The 16,934-nt window shown below is 55.8% G+C and carries 12 protein-coding genes; 4 read left to right on the forward strand and 8 right to left on the reverse strand.

Annotated elements, in window-relative coordinates; all coding sequences use genetic code 11:
• Positions 1–155: 155 nt before the first annotated feature.
• Positions 156–1,262 (forward strand): hypothetical protein, encoded by a 1,107-nt coding sequence (locus NZK35_RS18250; protein WP_259633972.1) that lies wholly within the window; start codon positions 156–158, stop codon positions 1,260–1,262.
• 121 nt (positions 1,263–1,383) lie between these two features.
• Here the strand turns inward: NZK35_RS18250 and NZK35_RS18255 are convergent, their stop codons facing one another.
• The 7 genes from NZK35_RS18255 to NZK35_RS18285 all read right to left on the reverse strand — a co-directional run bounded on the left by NZK35_RS18255 (position 1,384) and on the right by NZK35_RS18285 (position 14,138).
• The gene (locus tag NZK35_RS18255; RefSeq protein ID WP_259633973.1) at positions 1,384–2,289 is read right to left on the reverse strand and encodes a hypothetical protein; all 906 of its coding nucleotides are present in this window, start codon (positions 2,287–2,289) and stop codon (positions 1,384–1,386) included.
• 63 nt (positions 2,290–2,352) lie between these two features.
• Positions 2,353–3,366, reverse strand: coding sequence for a prenyltransferase/squalene oxidase repeat-containing protein (locus NZK35_RS18260; RefSeq protein WP_259633974.1), 1,014 nt, complete (start codon positions 3,364–3,366; stop codon positions 2,353–2,355).
• A gap of 104 nt (positions 3,367–3,470) precedes the next feature.
• Entirely contained in the window at positions 3,471–6,491 is a 3,021-nt protein-coding gene (locus NZK35_RS18265; protein WP_259633975.1) for a hypothetical protein, read from the reverse strand.
• Between the two features lie 428 nt (positions 6,492–6,919).
• Entirely contained in the window at positions 6,920–9,034 is a 2,115-nt protein-coding gene (locus tag NZK35_RS18270; RefSeq protein ID WP_259633976.1) for a hypothetical protein, read from the reverse strand.
• Positions 9,035–9,486: 452 nt separating this feature from the next.
• Entirely contained in the window at positions 9,487–12,216 is a 2,730-nt protein-coding gene (locus NZK35_RS18275) for a BatA domain-containing protein (protein WP_259633977.1), read from the reverse strand.
• Positions 12,213–13,124, reverse strand: a complete 912-nt coding sequence (locus NZK35_RS18280; RefSeq protein WP_259633978.1) for a DUF58 domain-containing protein — start codon at positions 13,122–13,124, stop codon at positions 12,213–12,215. The genes NZK35_RS18275 and NZK35_RS18280 overlap by 4 nt, the downstream gene beginning before the upstream one ends.
• A 30-nt stretch (positions 13,125–13,154) precedes the next feature.
• Entirely contained in the window at positions 13,155–14,138 is a 984-nt protein-coding gene (locus NZK35_RS18285; protein WP_259633979.1) for an AAA family ATPase, read from the reverse strand.
• A 6-nt stretch (positions 14,139–14,144) separates the two neighbouring features.
• Here NZK35_RS18285 and NZK35_RS18290 point away from each other — a divergent pair, with 6 nt between their 5' ends.
• Together NZK35_RS18290 and NZK35_RS18295 are read left to right on the forward strand one after the other, a co-directional pair.
• Entirely contained in the window at positions 14,145–14,483 is a 339-nt protein-coding gene (locus tag NZK35_RS18290; protein ID WP_259633980.1) for a hypothetical protein, read from the forward strand.
• 101 nt (positions 14,484–14,584) lie between these two features.
• On the forward strand, positions 14,585–15,184 hold the full coding sequence (locus NZK35_RS18295) for an RNA polymerase sigma factor (protein WP_259633981.1): 600 nt from the start codon (positions 14,585–14,587) through the stop codon (positions 15,182–15,184).
• A 40-nt stretch (positions 15,185–15,224) separates the two neighbouring features.
• On the opposite strand, the gene NZK35_RS18300 is transcribed toward NZK35_RS18295, so the two are convergent.
• Positions 15,225–15,455, reverse strand: a complete 231-nt coding sequence (locus NZK35_RS18300; protein ID WP_259633982.1) for a hypothetical protein — start codon at positions 15,453–15,455, stop codon at positions 15,225–15,227.
• 387 nt (positions 15,456–15,842) lie between these two features.
• Between NZK35_RS18300 and NZK35_RS18305 the strand changes: the two genes are divergently transcribed.
• Complete coding sequence (locus NZK35_RS18305) at positions 15,843–16,850, forward strand: FecR family protein (protein ID WP_259633983.1); 1,008 nt, start codon at positions 15,843–15,845, stop codon at positions 16,848–16,850.
• The last annotated feature ends 84 nt before the right edge of the window (positions 16,851–16,934 follow it).

Here is a 16,934-nt window from a genome sequence, read left to right on the forward strand (position 1 = left end):
ATCGGGAGACGACCTTTTTGACAGGCCCACTACGAACCGATGGCTCGGTCGACTACGCGGCCGGCATCAACGCGAGAATGAAACAGGACGTCACCCCTGAAAACAACGCCTGCGTTTTGCTCTGCGAAGCGATGCAGCCCTTGGAGGCTTGGGACATGCCGCCGGAGTACTTCAAGGAAATCGGAAGAACGCCGCCACCGAAAGATCGCAGTTATGTCCGCTACCTTGCTGCCGGGATCGCGGATCCCTCGTCCGACGCCGCCAAGCAACGACTTTATCTTGTCCTCGAGTTTATCCAAGGTGATCCGCGTCCGTGGAAACGATCGGAATTCCCGGAAGTTGCCAAGGTGCTCGATGGCGATGACGAGCCACTGAGAATCGTTCTTGCGGCGGCCGAGCGCGACCAATTCTATTCGCCAGTCATCACGCGCGGTGTGGACGAAGTGGATCCATTGCCGCTCGTTGCGGCCATGGATCCCATGACAACCCAGCTGCCCTACCTGGTGCATTCTTTGCGGCTGCGTGCCATGCTGAATCTGGGAGAAGGCGACCACGAAGCAGCCTGGGAAGATCTACTTGGCTGCTTCAAACTCGCCAGACTCCTAGGGATGGGTATGAGCAAGATACACGCTCAACGCAGTTACATGCTCGAAGAGCGGAACTGTGCCGCGACGGAGGCTTACATTCGTACGGCGGACCCTTCTCTATCGCAAGCGAAGCATTATCTCAGGGCACTCCAGTCTTTGCCTTCCCTCGCAAGACTGAGTGAAAAGGTCGACTTGTTCGAACGCTGTGCCTATCTCGATGCACTGCTGGTGATCCGAACGAATCAAGAGGGAGCAATCGCCTATCTCGACTGCGAACCAGGCCTCGCCGCGACCGGCAAGATGGTGAATCTGTTTTGGAAGGACGCAATTGACTGGAATGAAACGCTTCGAATCGGCAATCGCTACTACGATCGTCTGGTCAAGAGCCTGGAAAAGACGGATCTTGCTCAGCGCCGTGAAGAGGTGACGGTGCTCCAGCAAGAGCTAAAGAGCCTTGCGGAGAGAGCCATTGGCATTCGCGGCACGGACGACACGGCGAAAGGTCGCGCGGCAACCGAGTCAAAATCGAAGCTTGTTGCCGCCATCATCGCTGAAAAACTGATGTCCGACATCGACAAGTGTCGAATTTTCGAGGCACGCGTGAAGCAGCGGTTTGCAAATCTCGAAATGACGTTGGCACCTGCCGCGAACCGCAAAGGCATTAGTGAGGAATGAGAGTAGCGAAGACAAGTTGGAGCACATGCGAATGAGCAACGTCATGCGTTGGGTCAGTTGCATCGTCTTGGAGAAACCTGGACTCGGAGGAACGGCCAGAGACCGACGAATTCAATCACGCTTATTTTTCAGAGAGCGCCCGGATCTGTTGATCCAACATTTGCTGCATCAGCGGGTTCCCTCCCATCCGTTGTTTTAGTTCGGTAAGCTGCTGTTTCAGTATTTCTGTGCTGCCTACGTTCCCATTGATCCCTCCGCCCTGGATGTTGATGTTCGATTTCGCGGCCGGTTGACCGACGGCGATATTGCCAAATCCAAATCCCGGAAACTGCATGCCTAGCCCCTGAGTGCCGCCCGCGTACTGTTCGTACAGAGCGGCCGCCTCAGGCAATTTTTTCTTTAGGTCTTCGATGTTTTTCGCAATAAGTTCAACATTCTTCTCGCCGCCCGTGATCTGAGCCAGAATTTTGCCTCCCCGCAGTTCTTGAATGGTTGTCTCGAGTGGCCCTTCCTTCACGCTGATCGTTCGCAGTCCGTTAATATTGGACGTCGACACACTTCGATTCAAATTGCCGCCGCCGGCAAACGGGTTGCCTGGTTTGTTCCAACCTGCGAACGGCTTGATCCCATCAGCTTCCTTCGTGTTGAGTGCGATCTTTGCCCTGTCAGCGGTCGAAGGCTGATCACTCTCGCTGAGCATCTGCAACGTAATCTTTGCTGCTTCCTGGGTCTTTTCGTGTTTGGACTGTGCCAACTTGCCGAGCACGTCGATCGACTTCTCGATCGTCGCACGATTCCCTGCCAAGGCCGCCTTGGCCAAGGCCGGGATGGCTTCTTTACCGGCAGCGATAAGTTTCTTCTCGGCCTTGATTCGTTCGGTGAGTCGTTCATGCCCGAGTTGTTCAACCCACTTACCGATCTGTTGCGGCTGCTTCGCTGCTGCAACACTGTCATCTGCGTGGATGATGTCGCCGACACCCAGTGTGAATACCACTGCGACGAGGAGTGAGAGTTGTGCAAGTTTCATAATGATTCCCTTTCTGAATTCCGAGTCTGGTAAGGTTTCTGGTCTGTCTGTTCAAGGTGACAACTATTCTTCACGCTGATAGATCGGCAGTTGACGCGCCGAAACCGTCAATGTGAGAATCGCCAACGATGAGGGATAAGTTGTGTTGTATGCGAGAGTTTGATCGGGGTATTTCCAACTGCCGTCGGGATTTTGGTCCGCAAGCAAACGGTCGTACATGATCGGGGCGAACTCGTTCCAGTACTTGCCGCCCAATTGGAACATGGCCTGGCCGCAGTAGTACCAAGCGTAGTAGCGGAACCGTACGGGGTTTCCATTTGGGTCGGTCATTGTCGGAGGCCGACGTAGTATGAAGTCGCCCGCAGCCAGTAAGTCTTCATTGCCATGTTCGCCACAAAGTTCCAGGCACAAGACCGCAATACCCGTCATCGATGTGGTGCCCGGACTTCCGCCAGGCATATAGGAAAACCCTCCTTCGCGGGTGTGGCAATTGAGGATGTAGGAAACCGCCATTTCAATATGTTCATCGGGAATGGCTGCGCCGTTCAGTTTCGCGGCACGGAGCGCCATAATGGACCAGCCCGTCAACGACAGATCGCTGTCCGTGGTGCCAGGTGTGTAGCGCCAGCCTCCCGTGTTGGCTTCTGACTTGGGAACTTTTTGAGCCTGCAACAGGACCAACAGCGCGCGTGACAATACCTCGTCAACTTTCTGCTGACGTACTGGATCGACCATGCCTGATACTTCGCCCAGCAGCAGAGTGGAGATGCTGTGCTCGTACATCAAGCCGGTCGTCCGACCTCGAACGTTGCGGCTGACAAGTAATCCATTTTCGAGCTGCTGAGCGAGAACATAATCGATTCCTCGATTGATCACCTCACCATATCGCCCACGGCCGGGAAGATGCCCCTTGGCTAGAAACGCCATCACCGCTAGAGATGTGATTCCAGTGTTTCCCACGCTGGCTGGTTCTTCGAATGATCCGGTCAGCTCGGGACGTCCCATCGCTGCTGCGGTGTCGCGGCTGATCTGTTTCCCCGCGAGGTACTCCAGTCCACGTTCAACGGCCGCATCCAAACGAGGTTGGTAACGAATGCGGAGCGAATCGGCGTCTTGTGCACTGACGATGTGACACGCGAGCGACAATGCTATGGCAGACATCCAAGAGTATGGTTGCGAGATCATTCTTGCTTCTCCGCTGCGTCCTGGCGTGATTCCAGGCGAGACAGTTCCTCGAAGTAGTCTTTCACAACAGTTCGGAACTCTTCTGGGATCTTGCTGTCCTGATCATCGAGCACATTGTTTTTCAGCTTGCGGCGGGACTGCGTCCAGTTTGACGTCGAACGACCACGCAGTTGAGTCGGAGCAACCTCGCTTTGACCTGCTCCCGCGTTTCCCTGGACCCCTTGGGGCTTTGATGGGCTGCCCCGTTGCGGGGCTCCAGCCTGTTGCGTTGAGTCCGATGAGTTGGTTGACTTCGATTGCCCACCTTGCTGCTTCGAATTCCTCCGACTGGGATGTCCTGCTCGTTGAGCCGCCTCATCGGCAAGTTGATTGAGTTCTTGAGCAAGTTCCTGAGTTTGGTTGGGTGACGGGCTTCGGGCGTTTTGATGGGCCTTGTCCGCAGTCGCGGCAAGCTTTTGAGAATTGGGCTGCTGTTGTTTCGTGGATGGATTACCAGACTCGCTAGGCTTGCCGCCTGGTTTTGAGTCTCCTGGTTTTGAGTCTCCTGGTTTCGAGTCACCTGGTTTCGAGTCACCTGGTTTCGAGTCTCCCGGTTTTGAATCTCCCGGTTTTGAATCTCCCGGTTTTGATGAAGTGTCTCCGCTCTTGGGTGAACTGCCGCTAGAGCCACTTGATCCTCCCGGCTTATTGCATTTCGAACATTTCTTGCAAGACTTGCAGACTTTATCCAGTGACTGCGTGGCCTCTTCCAAGGACTTCGCAGCTTGCTTCTGCTGCTCAGCGGCCTGCTTTGGATTAGCAGCTCGCTTGGGATCAGCAGCCTGTTTCCGTTGTTGCTTTGCCAGTTCTTCGGCCGCCTTGGTTTCCCGCTTGGCCTGTGCAAGTTTCTCGCGGGCTTCGCGAACTGCCTGTTGATTCTCGGGATCCTCGGTCGGCAGTTGTAGCAGTTCGTCCGCCTTGTCTCGAAGTCGTTCGGTTCGGTTTGCGATCTGTTCCTGTTCCCGGGCGATCATATCCAGCAACTTGTCGTCGAGTTCCTCTTTGCTGCGAACCTGATCGAGCTTCGCCAATGTTTCCTGCTGCTGCTGCAACTCCGCCGCTGCCTCCGTCAGTTTGGCTGCCGCTTCGGCTCGTTGTGCAAACTGTTCACTCTTGGCGTCAAGATCCTGCTCAACGACTTCCTGCAGCGCATCGGCCACCTGCTGCTGTTGCTTCTGGACTTCGGGGGCGTTGACTTGCCCCTCTTGCTGCTCTTGTGCGAGCCGTTCCTGCTGTTTGGCAAGCTCGTCCAACTGTGCAGCCAGTTCCAGTTGTTTGCCTCGCTGGTCAACGTCCGCACGAACCTGCTCGAGCTTGTCGATGGCATCGTTGAGAGACACTTTTGTCGTGGCGATTGCTTCCTGTTGCTGAGGTAAATCATCGGAGAGCGGTACGAGTCCCGCCTGTTTTCTCGCTTCCGCGACGTCGTTTTCGGTGACCTCCTGAATTCGCTCGATCTCCGCTTGGAAGAGGCGTTGCGGTGCGAGTTCGCCCTGATCTGACATTCGACGCAGCGTTTGCTCCGCGTCCTTGATCCGATTCTGGAGTTGTTTCGATTTCTCCACGGCATCATTCGGATGCTTCGCCGTGGCGTCCGTTTCGGCGAGATCTGCCTGAAGTGCGTCGGTGATCTTTGCGGCTGCCAGGAGCTGATCAAGTGCTTCCGTCAGATCGGCTATCACGGCCTGTTCTTCGTTTCGCACAACTTGCTGGCCAACAGGAATCGAATTGTCGGCGATCTGTAAACGAATCTTCCGAGAGTCGATCGTTTGAGGTCCGCCATATTCGTCAGGACGATTATCGGCGATCGATAACCAGACGGTCAGTTGGTCTCCAGTGGTAAGTTCCAGTTCATTCAGGTCGATGGTCAGATCGCCACCAAACTTTGCTTGGAAGTCGTGCGGAAGCTCTTTGGTCGAAGGTGGCTCGCTATTCTTCTGTGAGTTAAGGTGCAGGGCACCGCAGCCAAAGTCGTCAACGGCATGGTACTCGACGAAAAAACCTTGATCAGGCGTGGCGATCACTTCGGACAACGCGGGCTGATCAATGATGATCGACGGGGGGAGATCGGGCAGAGCGTGCACTTCAAAATGGAACGGCTCGCTTAGGACTCCAGCTTCACTGACAAGTGTGATTGTTCCGCGCTGCAATTCGCCCGCTGTTGCCGTGAACTCCCAAGAATGCCGCCACAGCCCGGGTTCCTTGATCAAGACCGCTTCCTCGCAAGGAATCGATGTGCCGTTGAGTCTCAGGGACGATTCGGCAGCAGGCAAGGTGGAATCAACATCAACATCGATCCGAATTCGTGCGCCATGAATCACTTCGATCGGTTCAGCGGGATCGTTGATGAGTCGCGGAGGCAAGCGCGTGTATTCAGGAGACGTCACGTTGACTCGACTGCTTTTAATGACCGGTTTGGGATCAACGAAGATCTGGTAACGATCGGAGAAGAGACCGCCGGCGCGAATTCGATATCGATGATCACGTTTCAATCCCGTCAATGTGAAGTTGGCGGTTCTGCCATTTTCCTGCGTGGCCATCTGATGTGAAGCAATCACGGCATCGTGCTCGATGACTTCGAGCACAGCATCTGTGAGGCGACCTGCCGTCGCAGTTACTCGTAAATCGCTACCTTCTGCGACGTGCGTGTTGCCGGGAACGATTGTCGCATTCAGGTACGGAAGCACGCGCGAACTCCAAGGATTCAGCACGTTTTGGAGGGAGGGAATCAGATAGGGAGCCCAGATCCACATCGACAAAACGAATGCGGTAAGGCAGGCTCCTGCGACGATGGTCCTTTTGAAAACTTCCTGCCCCCGAAGATCCTCTTCCTGGCATCCGGCGAGACTGCCATGAGCCTGCTCCGCGACAGCCTCGATGATCGAGCTTCTTTTTGCATTCGGAGTTTCAGTCAACTGCAGCGACGTTGTGAGCCGTTCCTCGATCGCTGGCCGCTTCTGTTCCAAATCCCACGCCATGGCGAGTCGGTCGCACGTTTGCCCCAGTGGCATCATGAGAAAGTGGCGAGTGATCAACCCAACGACTCCAATCAACGGAATCCACAAGGCGACTCGCAACCATGCCGACTCGGGCTGGAAGATGGCGTCAATCACCAGCAGACCAAAGAGCGACGCAACCGTTGCCGTCCCGATCGCCAGGATCCCTCCGAGCCAGACTTCGCGCCGCAGCCGACTCACCATCTCGTCGAGATCGATGTGAATCCGCTCAATCGCGGTCGCTTTGGGAGGCGAAGCGGTTTTCGTGCTCCTTGATGGATTCATTGTCGCTGTCATTTGAGTCACCTGGTTCCGGATAATTTTCGTCCCAGAAAAGGGGTCAGGAACCAATAGCCAAATGGCCCGAAGGGTGCTCCGCACTATTGGTTCCTGACCCCTTTTCTGAGGCCCTAGATTCGCCCTGTCCGTTTGCGGAGTAACCACTCCAAACTGAGCCCGCCAAGAAACAGACCGATGACCGGCCACCGATTCCAGAGCGGCACCGTCCAGCGTTCTCGCGCGAATGTCGACTTCGGTCCTAAGTTCGAGAGCACAGAGTCGGCGCTGGCCAAGTCGGCCACCGTACCTCCGGTCCAATCCGCGATTTGTCTCGGGACTGTGTCATCGGCCACGATGTCAAGTCGCTCGAGATTCTCAGCCGTGGCTTCGATTCCAATTTCCAGTCCCACCGTTTGAGTTCCCGTCGCTTCAAGCGCCAGCAGCTTGTTCACGACATCTCCCGACAACTCGATGTGGTATTTTCCTGGCTGCGTGAGATCGCGAATTTCACCTTGCAGCATCCCTCTGTTCTGTGGATGGGGAGTCAGATCAATGGTCCGACGAACTTCGTTTTCAAACACAATCTTTGCCTGCACCGGCGCATCGATCACTGGGCTGCGATCTGCGTTGAGAAGTCGGGCCTGAATCGAAATCACCTCGCCGCTCTTGTACAGCGTCCGATCGGTGCCCAGTCGCACCAGATCGGTCCCCGCGGACAGCCGATCCGTAACGGCCCAGCGAATGATTTGCCCCCAGAATTCATGGTGAAGTCGATCACCAATGCCATAGCGCAATCGCCAGGTTTCGTCAAAATTCAGTTGCAGCACTTTGCCTGTTCCAAACCGGTGCCACAACATCAGCGTCTGCCGCCTCTGCTCGACCACGTCCGATTGGGCGTCATTTGGGGTTTCCCGATTGCGTGACGCATAGGCCAGGACTCTTGCCCCCGCTTTCGCTTCACAGTCCGGGTGTCTCCAGGTCAATTCCGGAAACGATGGGTCGGCCGCTGTCGCCCATCGCCCCAGCACCGCGTGGGCGACTCCTTCTTGAGTGGGTGAGAAATGGAAACTCTGGTCGGGGCTGCGGGCTGTGGCAACGGCCTGGCGATTCATCAACACCGGCAGCACGTCAGCCAAAGGCGTCTTTCGATAAGCGTGAGGCATTTGATTGGGGCCGGCGATGACCACTAATGCGCCACCGCGGTCCTTTACAAAGCGTTCCAAGGCTTGGATGCCCTTGTCGCCAAGTTCCTGCGGAGAGACATCGCCGAGAATGATGACGTCAAACTTGAACCATTCTGCGTCATCGACCGGGAGTGCGTTGGCTTCGCAATCATCGAATGCACGTTGAGCCGACGCCCGCATGATGGGCGGAGCGGGCACTCCAGCAAGGCGATCGGCCTGCAATAACACCGCCTGCAAAAAGACGGTCTGATCGCGTCCGGCAAAGAGATTACGCAGGTATCGGAATTCCCAGCGCGGACGCTGATCAATCAGCAACACACGGATTCGATCCTGAGAGACCCAAACCGGCTGCAGGAATTGGTTGTTCTCTGCAGATTCCTCATTCGGATGCTCATCGAGTTCGACACGGTACTCGTGAATTCCCGGCTCTTCCGGCTGATGCTGAAACGTCACCGTATCACGATGATGGTCGCTCGTGATCAGGATCGACTTCTCCTCAATCATTGCGTCTCCATCGAACAATCGGATCGTGGCAGATTCTCCCTGGAACCGGTCCACCTTCAGGGATACAGTCAATGAAACACTGTCGCCGTGATAAATCTGCGATGGCGCTTGAACGCTTGTAATCTGAGCGTCTCGCGGGGGTTCTTGGCTTCCAATGACAATGGAGTTCACTGGAATGCCGCGTCCACCCAGCGGCCGACACTGGCGTTCCAGGTCCGTGCTCGAGTGGTCCCTACCGTCACTGATCATCAAGATCCCGGAGAGCTTCGCTGCCGGAATGTCGCCGCGAACCTGCCGCAACGCGTTCGCGAAGTCGGTTGATTCCGTCCAGCGTGATGAACCAATTTGGCGGATCGGCTCCGCACTGGTCTGCGTCAGCAACTGAGCTTGATCGATTTCCCTGGCGGAAGCCCCCAGTTCGTACAACCTCACGTCGTAGTCACGTTTCAGTCGCTCCAGTAGTCCGTTGGCTTTCGTTGAATCCCCGACGAGGAACCGGTGGGCTGCCTGGCTGCGGGACCCGTTCGGTTCAGTTTTCGACTTTGAGGGGAGATTCATCGAGTCGGACACATCGACCACGAGGGCCACGGAGTGTTCTTCCTCGCGCTCCTCTTCGTGCGTAAGGACAGGCTCCAAGAGCAGCCCCGCAAGCAGCCCAATCATAGCCACCCGAAGCACTGTTAGCAGTGTCGGTATTAGACTCACTTGTCGCGAAGATGTTCCCACCGACTCTTCGGACAGATAGCAGAACAACACGGCCTCCGAGGCAATCGCGGCAGACAGGGCAATCAACCAGCGCGGCCAATGGCTAGCCGTCTCAGTCCATTGGCTGAGTGTTTCAAGCGCGAAGAACCAAAACGAAAACGCGAAACAGAGCCGTGGTCCATACGCGAGTCGACGAATCGAAACGGGCAAGACGAATCGTTGGCAAAAGGCCATACCGATCCAGCCGATGAGTGCGAGACTGCACCATAGTAGCGGCGTCATGTCAAACATTTCCAGCTTGTCTGTCATGGTGCCCCCACTGGCGCGCCCACGGAATTGTCCACGGGGATATCCTCCCAGTGGCTAGAACTTTTCATCGCGGTGGCAAATGGTGGAACGGGAAACGGACTGTCATCAGGACCGTTGGACGCGGAAGTCGCAATGGGAGCCACTCTCCGACGACTTCGAATCCACTTCGTTACCAGACACTCTCCGGCCAGCAGCCACAGCACGGTGAACAGCAATGTGTCCCAGATCTCGGCGCCAACAGACTCCGACGCAACCGGCGCGGCCAGCTGACTCACATCGTCAATGAATTCAATGCCAAGTTCATGACTGATCTCGCTCAGTCGATCCTTCGAGACAACAGAGAGATCGGACTCGTCCTGATTGCGGTGAACGGCAAAGCTGACGAGCGGTGCCCCTGTATCTCCGCGGTTCAATTTGTAGACACCAGGGACAGCAGCACGGCCGATTTGCGCGAAAGGTGAATCCTGCTCCCACAAAACTGGAATCTCTCGCTTTGATCCGCTCGGTTCGCTCAACTGAAGCGTCCCGATTCTCTCCGTGGGATCCATTCTGCCAATCAAGTCCGCCAGAAAATCGGTGGTCGGCTCGATGTTGGAGTTCACGGCATGCGATGCGGCAAGGTGATGGGTCCAAAGGTGCATCAACACCGGAAAAGCGAGGGTCGTCGGAAACGTGCTGTCTCGCCGCGCGAGTGAGACACTCTGAATCAACACACGTCCTCGACCAAGAGACTGTTCTGCAAAAAGTGATTCGCCGTTGGTCAGCCGCATACCGACAATTGCCTGTTCGGAGGGAGTCATGCTCCAGAACCGAAGGAGAGAGACGTCCGCAAGATCGTGGTCACCTCGCTCGAACAGGTCGCTGATAAATGGCCTGCCGGCCACGTCGAGAGCCACGCCAAGCCGAGGGATGCGACCATCCGGCGTGGGCTCGCCGATCCATTGGGTTCGTTCACCCAACTGAGCCGGCATGACCGGTTCGCCAGACTGCGAAACGCGCCAGTTGTTATAGAACGATGTATCAGCCTGCTCGCCGGGGATGACCCACAATCCACCGCCGTCTTCAACGAAACGGGCAAGCCGCTTTGCCGCATCGATGGGCAGACGAGGAACGTCGCACAGCATGACCAACTGAAATTTCTCCAGCGTTTCGATCTCTTTCAGACGGGTGGCTTCGATCGTTGTCGCGATGATAGCGCGGCTGACATTGCCTCCGGCCAAATTACCCTCGTCTGCATTGCCGATATCGTCACCGTTTGGCGGCTCGCGAAGACTGATCGGATCCAGTGCCAGTTGCGCAAATGTCGCGGACTGCTGCGCGGGATCGGCATCGGTGCTTCCATTGACGGCCAGAATCGACAAGTGGGGGATGACGTCAATCACGGAATCGATCCGGTTGTCTTCCGACAATTGATCCGCGATCTCGATGGAGCCCGAAACAACGTGTTGTCCCGACCTAGGAAACGAATGCAAGAATCGAACGGTCGAACTCACTCCGGGCTCGATTTGAATAAGCGAGTCGGTTGCTGCTTCCCTGCCATCAACCAACAGCTTCACTGCCACGTTTTGAACCGTGGTTGATCCACCGTTTCGAATTTCGATCTCGATCGGGACCGGTCGGTTGGCACTGACGAGCGACGATTTGAGATGGAGACGGTCGACGGAAATGTTCGTCTTCTTCTTCGGCAGGTGCGCCATAATCGCGGCGCAGGCAATCTCGGCGTTAGAGACTGTCTTGAAACCCACTTTGCCCTCCCTCTGGTAGGGTCGCGAGGAACGAGCGGGGAGGAAGGCGTTGCCGTTTGATAGACGTTTCGGGAGCGATCTTCCCTCCCCGGCCGCTACCGCGTCCGACCCTCCCGCAGGCGGGAGGGTGTTTTCGAGAGCCGACTCCGATACCGCAGCGTTGTTGACCGGAGATTGACCTGCCAGCCGCGACTCGTCGATCGACTCCCACGTGCAGAGTTGATCGTCGGTCAGCAGCAACACTTGCTTGCGAGTATTCGGAGCCCTCTTGAGCAGGGACGTTGCCTGTTGGATCGCCGACTCCAAAACTGAACCACCAGCGACTGGTGCAAGCATGCCGAGTACTTCATCGGCCTTTCGAAGGTTGCGGAAGGGCGAACCATCGACCGTTTCAGTGATCGGGCCGGCCAGCACTATCGAAACCGTCGAATTTCCCGAGAGCGATTCAACCAGGGATCGCGCCTGCGCAATCGACTCCTCAAAATGAGACACCTCGCCATCCCCCAAAGTCATCGTCAAAGAACTGTCGATCACAAGGGTGATGTCGCGGTCCATCTTGGAATCGACAAGGGACTCGGTACGGACCGAGAGCGTCGCAGTTGCAACTCCAAACAGAAGTGCAGCAACCATCACTCCGATGATTCGGTTGCGGCGTTGCCATCCGCTGACAATTGCCGCAGTCATCAACAGCAGTCCACATCCGGCAAGCAGAACGAACATCAGCCATGAAGAGTACCGCCCCGATTCGATTGCCGGTCGTGCCATGGCAAGAACAAATAGCAACACCAGTAAGCAACGCAGCAGCAACAGCAGCAGGTTCTCCAACGTTACCCCGCGACGTCGGCTGGTCGCGGTCCGCGTCAAGAACTGCATCGCGGGCCAGTCGACGACTTTTGATTTGCGACGCTTCCGTAGATGAATCAGAATTGGGACGATCACCGTGAAAACAGCGAACATCGCCACACCGTTTAGGAGTGTCATCGCCGACCTCCATTGCGATGGCCGAGATAGTTGCTCAACGCACTGACGTAGGAGTCCTTCGTATTCAGCCGGGCATAGTCGACTGGAATGCTCCGACAACTCCGTTCCAGGTCATTCAGAAAGCCCGTGAATTGACGAAGATACTCGGCGCGGATCGACGCCGGGTCCAAGTCAATGTCATCAATGGTCCCTTCCAGATCGCGGAACTGAACGACATCTTTGTAGGGAAACGTCAATTCCTCTTCAGACAGAATCTGAAACACGATCACATCGTGTTTTCGATAACGCAGGTGATGCAGTGCTTGCATCAGCTTCTGCGAATCAGACAGCAGGTCGCTGAGCAGAATGACAATGCCTCGACGCGGAATACGTTCGGCAGCCTCATGCAGCGCTGACGGTGCATCGGACGCGTTTTCTGGAATCGCCGCATCCAATAGTTGCAGCACTCTTCGGAAATGGCTGTTGCTTCCTCTTGCTGGCAACTGAGTCCGAACTTCGGAATCGAACTGAATAAAACCCACTGCGTCGCCTTGCCGAACAAAGAGGAACGACAGCATCGCGGCGATGTACTTTGCATAGTCGAACTTCGAAACTTTGGCTCCGTCGATGGAGCTTGCCGCATTCCCCTGAAATCGCATGGAGGCTGAGGAATCGAGCAAAATGGTTGCACGCAGATTCGTCTCTTCCACGTACTGTTTCACACAATACCGGTCCTGTTTGGCAAACACACGCCAGTCCAGATCGCGCGGATCATCTCCCGGACTGTATTCGCGATGTTCGGCAAACTCTGTCGACGATCCGAGATACGGGCTACGATGATGTCCTGCCTTGAATCCAGTGACTCGACCGCGCGCCGGAATCGCACAACGTGCAAGCTGAGCTTGCGCATTGGCGGGGAGCAATTTCATGTACGCTGGTATTTGCAGAGACGACATTCGTTATGCCCTAGGCGGTTGTGGGCGAATCACTTCGATCAGCTTTCGAATCACGTCATCACGCTGCACCCCGGCTGCTTCCGCATGGAAGGTGGTCACGATCCGGTGTCGCAGCACGGGCAGGGCCACGGAGGCAACATCCGCAGTGGTCGCGTGCAGGCGACCGTGCAGAACGGCACGTGCCTTAGCGGCGATGATCAACGCAATCCCTGCGCGAGGACCGGCTCCCCAACCGATCATCTCTTTGACGAATCCAGGAGCGACGCCTCCGCTGGGGCGAGTTGCCTGGACAAGATCTCGGGCGTATGCGATGACATGATCGGCCGCAGGAACATTCCTTACGGCCTGCTGGAGCTTCTGGATTTGCTCGGCGTCAAGGAGTTTGTTCAAGCTTGGCTGATGCCCGGACGTCGCTTGTTTGATGATTCGGAACTCATCCGCTGACTCTGGGTAGTCGACAACACAATTGAAGAGAAACCGGTCGAGTTGGGCCTCAGGCAGCGGATACGTTCCTTCCTGTTCGATCGGATTTTGCGTGGCCATCACAAAGAAAGGGGACGGCAACTCCATCGTCTGCCCGGCGATGGTGACGTGCCGTTCCTGCATCGCCTCCAGCAGGGCCGCCTGCGTCTTTGGTGGAGCCCGGTTGATTTCGTCGGCCAGAACCATGTTACTGAAAACGGGACCTTCCACAAACTGAAAGTTCCGCGTTCCCGTCGTTCGATCCTCCTGCAACACTTCCGTTCCCGTGATGTCAGCTGGCATCAGGTCGGGCGTAAACTGAATTCGTCGAAAATCGAGATTCAAGACTTTTGAGATACTGTCGATCAACAGCGTCTTTGCCAGACCTGGAACCCCCGTGAGCAAGACATGAGCTCGACAAAAGATCGAAATCAGCACCTCTTCAATGACATCTTGCTGCCCCACGATGACGGTGGACAACTGCGTCGTGATGTTGCGAAAGGAATCACGAAGCGATTCGATCACGGCCAGTTGATCGTCTGGAAACGGCTGTTCACCCCCAACTCGAGGCGGCGGCAGCGTCGTGGCGGACTGTCGGGAATTCTTGGGCGGGAGAGGAATCAACGCCTGCTCCTCAATGACAGCGATATTGCCGCAGTTGCATTTCAGGCGGCGACCGAGGTGCTGATGGCTAACCCGTCTGATACGCCCACAGGCGATGCACTGCATTCCGGTATCAAGAGCAATTGCAGAATTGTTCACGGGCGTTCACTCGCAATGGGCTGGATCTTTCGAATGCATCTTTGCTTCCGTGCTGTGTTGTTTCCTCCCGAAGGGAAACGTCACGCACATTTCGTGAAAACAAAATGATTCACAAATCTGCTAGAAAGTGAGTGACACTCCCTGCTGCGAAGTAACGAATACACTGTCACGTCCATCACTTCGAACGCAGGAAGGGGAATGACAGGGAGTTGACAGCGGACAGCAAGGCGATTGAAACAGAACTTGCCGAAAAGGCTCGCGAAACCCCCCGCGAAGCCTTCGAGGCAGTGCTGCGCCTTTACCAAGCCGATATTCGTATCCTGACGCGGCGGCATTTCGGCAATTCCGCCGAGGCAGATGAGGTGGCCCAGGAGGTTTTTGTGCAGGTCTATCACAGCATGGCGAAATTCAGACAGGAGGGGAGCCTTCGCGGCTGGGTGATGGCAATTGCACGGAATCAGATCCTTCTGCATTTGCGGAACGAGACAAGACGCCGGCGTCGGAACGGCGTGATCATTCCGCCCGAGATACTTGAAATCGAGGCCACAACGATCGATGTCGATCCGTTCCAACATCAAACCGCAGAGGCAGAACTCCATGCGCTTCAGGACTGCTTGAATCGCCTGGGCGACGAGCCACGTGCCCTGGTTGAAGCCTTCTATTTTCTGGGAACGTCTGCCGAGTCTCTTGCTGCACAGAAGGGCAAGAATGCCGGGACGATCCGAATGATGTTATTGAGGATCAGAAAACAACTGGGCAAGTGCATCCGGACGAAGCTCCGACTTGAAAATGGGGAAAGCCATGAATGAGCCGCGGACTGTCGCCCTCAATCTATGGAGCCGCCTGATCTCAGGTGAAACGCTCGATGAAGTCGATCGGCAGCAACTGGCCGACCTTTTGCAACAAGATTCCACGCTGCGCGACGAGATTGATGCCGATGCGACATTGAATGCTTTGCTGCGGTTCATGAGCGATCCACGGCAAACGGACGAACAATTCGTCCAGGGGGTACTCGATCAATGCGGTGCGATGCCCCCCCGCGGACTGCCGGATGTTGAAGTGAATCAGATCGAAAGGCAAGTCCCTGGCCTTTCGAACAAGTCCGATCCTCTCTCGGGCGTTTTTGAATCAGTGCCTTTGAACGGCGTGCAGATTACCGTCGCTTCAAACCGCCAACGAAAACAGAGAGAGAAGCATTCAAAGCGTCGCCGCCGATCAACATGGACGGCCCTCACCTTGACTGCTGCCATTCTCACTTGCCTGAGTCTGGCATTTTGGTCCTTGCTGGATAAGCCGATGCCGGTAGCACGAACCAACCCAACGGACAGAGTTGCCCAAGAACCGGATAAGGCAACGGCGAGCATCCCAGATGACAAACAGAAGACGATCGCGCCGAGTTCTATCGCGCCAAGTTCTATCGCGCCAGGTAACAACGCTCCCGATCGGCAGCATGATCCGATCGTTCCATTGAATGAACCGCCGCTCGTTGAACCTCCGCCTCTGGACCTGACAAAACAGAACGAAGGAATCGCGCAACGTTCCGATCCAGAATCACTGCGGCAATTCGTAACGTTGACCAAGATCGACGATCCTGTCTGGCAACGAAAAAGCATGGCCGGCGATCGACTGGGAGACGAGATCGTTCGATTGTTTGCAGGATCGGTCGAGCTGACCTTTGACAAAGGTGCTGTTGTCACGGTCGATGGTCCGATTGAATTCCGTCCCTTGTCGACAGGCAAACTCGAACTCAGACGTGGTCGACTCCTCGCCAGTGTCCCGCAAAAGGCGGTCGGTTTTACCGTCTCAACACCCACGTCGAATATCGTGGACCTCGGGACAGAATTCGAAGTCGCCGTCAATGAAGCGGGAGAATCGGACGTCCAGGTTCTCAAAGGAGAGGTTGAAGTCGCGCCGGTCACTCAGGACGAAGGCAACATTCAAAAGTGGCGACTGCTGCCCGACAACTTCAATCGCGCTTCCTTTTTTGCGTTGCCGCAAATTCAGGGACCGGTCCCCGTCTCGGCGTCGCTTCAGGGGCGGGGTGGTCAGTTTCAGGGATTTGTCAGTTTGAACGGAAAGACAGCCGAATTCACTTCCCCGGAAGCCTTCAACGATGTGCGTCGCCGCGCCGTAACAGAACTGGTCCGGTCTCAAGAGAACGCACTAAGGCAATGGAAAGAGTTCGTGGATTCCATGCAGGACAACATGCAGGGGACCATGAAGCTGAATGGTCAGGAGATGCAATTCGGCAGCTTGCAGGATGTGATGCGATTGCAAAACGGGATGTTAGAGAAGGTGCTAAAGTCTGGCAATAATGCACGCGATTCGAATTTCAGCGGTTCGATCAACATCAACGGTAAAGTGATGACGTTCACGACCCGCGAGGAATACGAAGCAGCCCGCCGTGATGCGTTCGGTCCTGCCGCCACATTTGGCATCGGGGACGTTCTCGGAATCGCCCCGGCAAATCGTTGACCTACGATTTGCGTTGAATTCAAGCCTCAGTAATCTGAGGTTTTGGCCGAAACGATGAAGTACCGCTTTCGTCTCTCGCTTCTT

Origin of the sequence: Stieleria sedimenti, from assembly GCF_025060895.1 — a bacterium.
Classification (GTDB): Bacteria; Planctomycetota; Planctomycetia; order Pirellulales; family Pirellulaceae; genus Stieleria; species Stieleria sedimenti.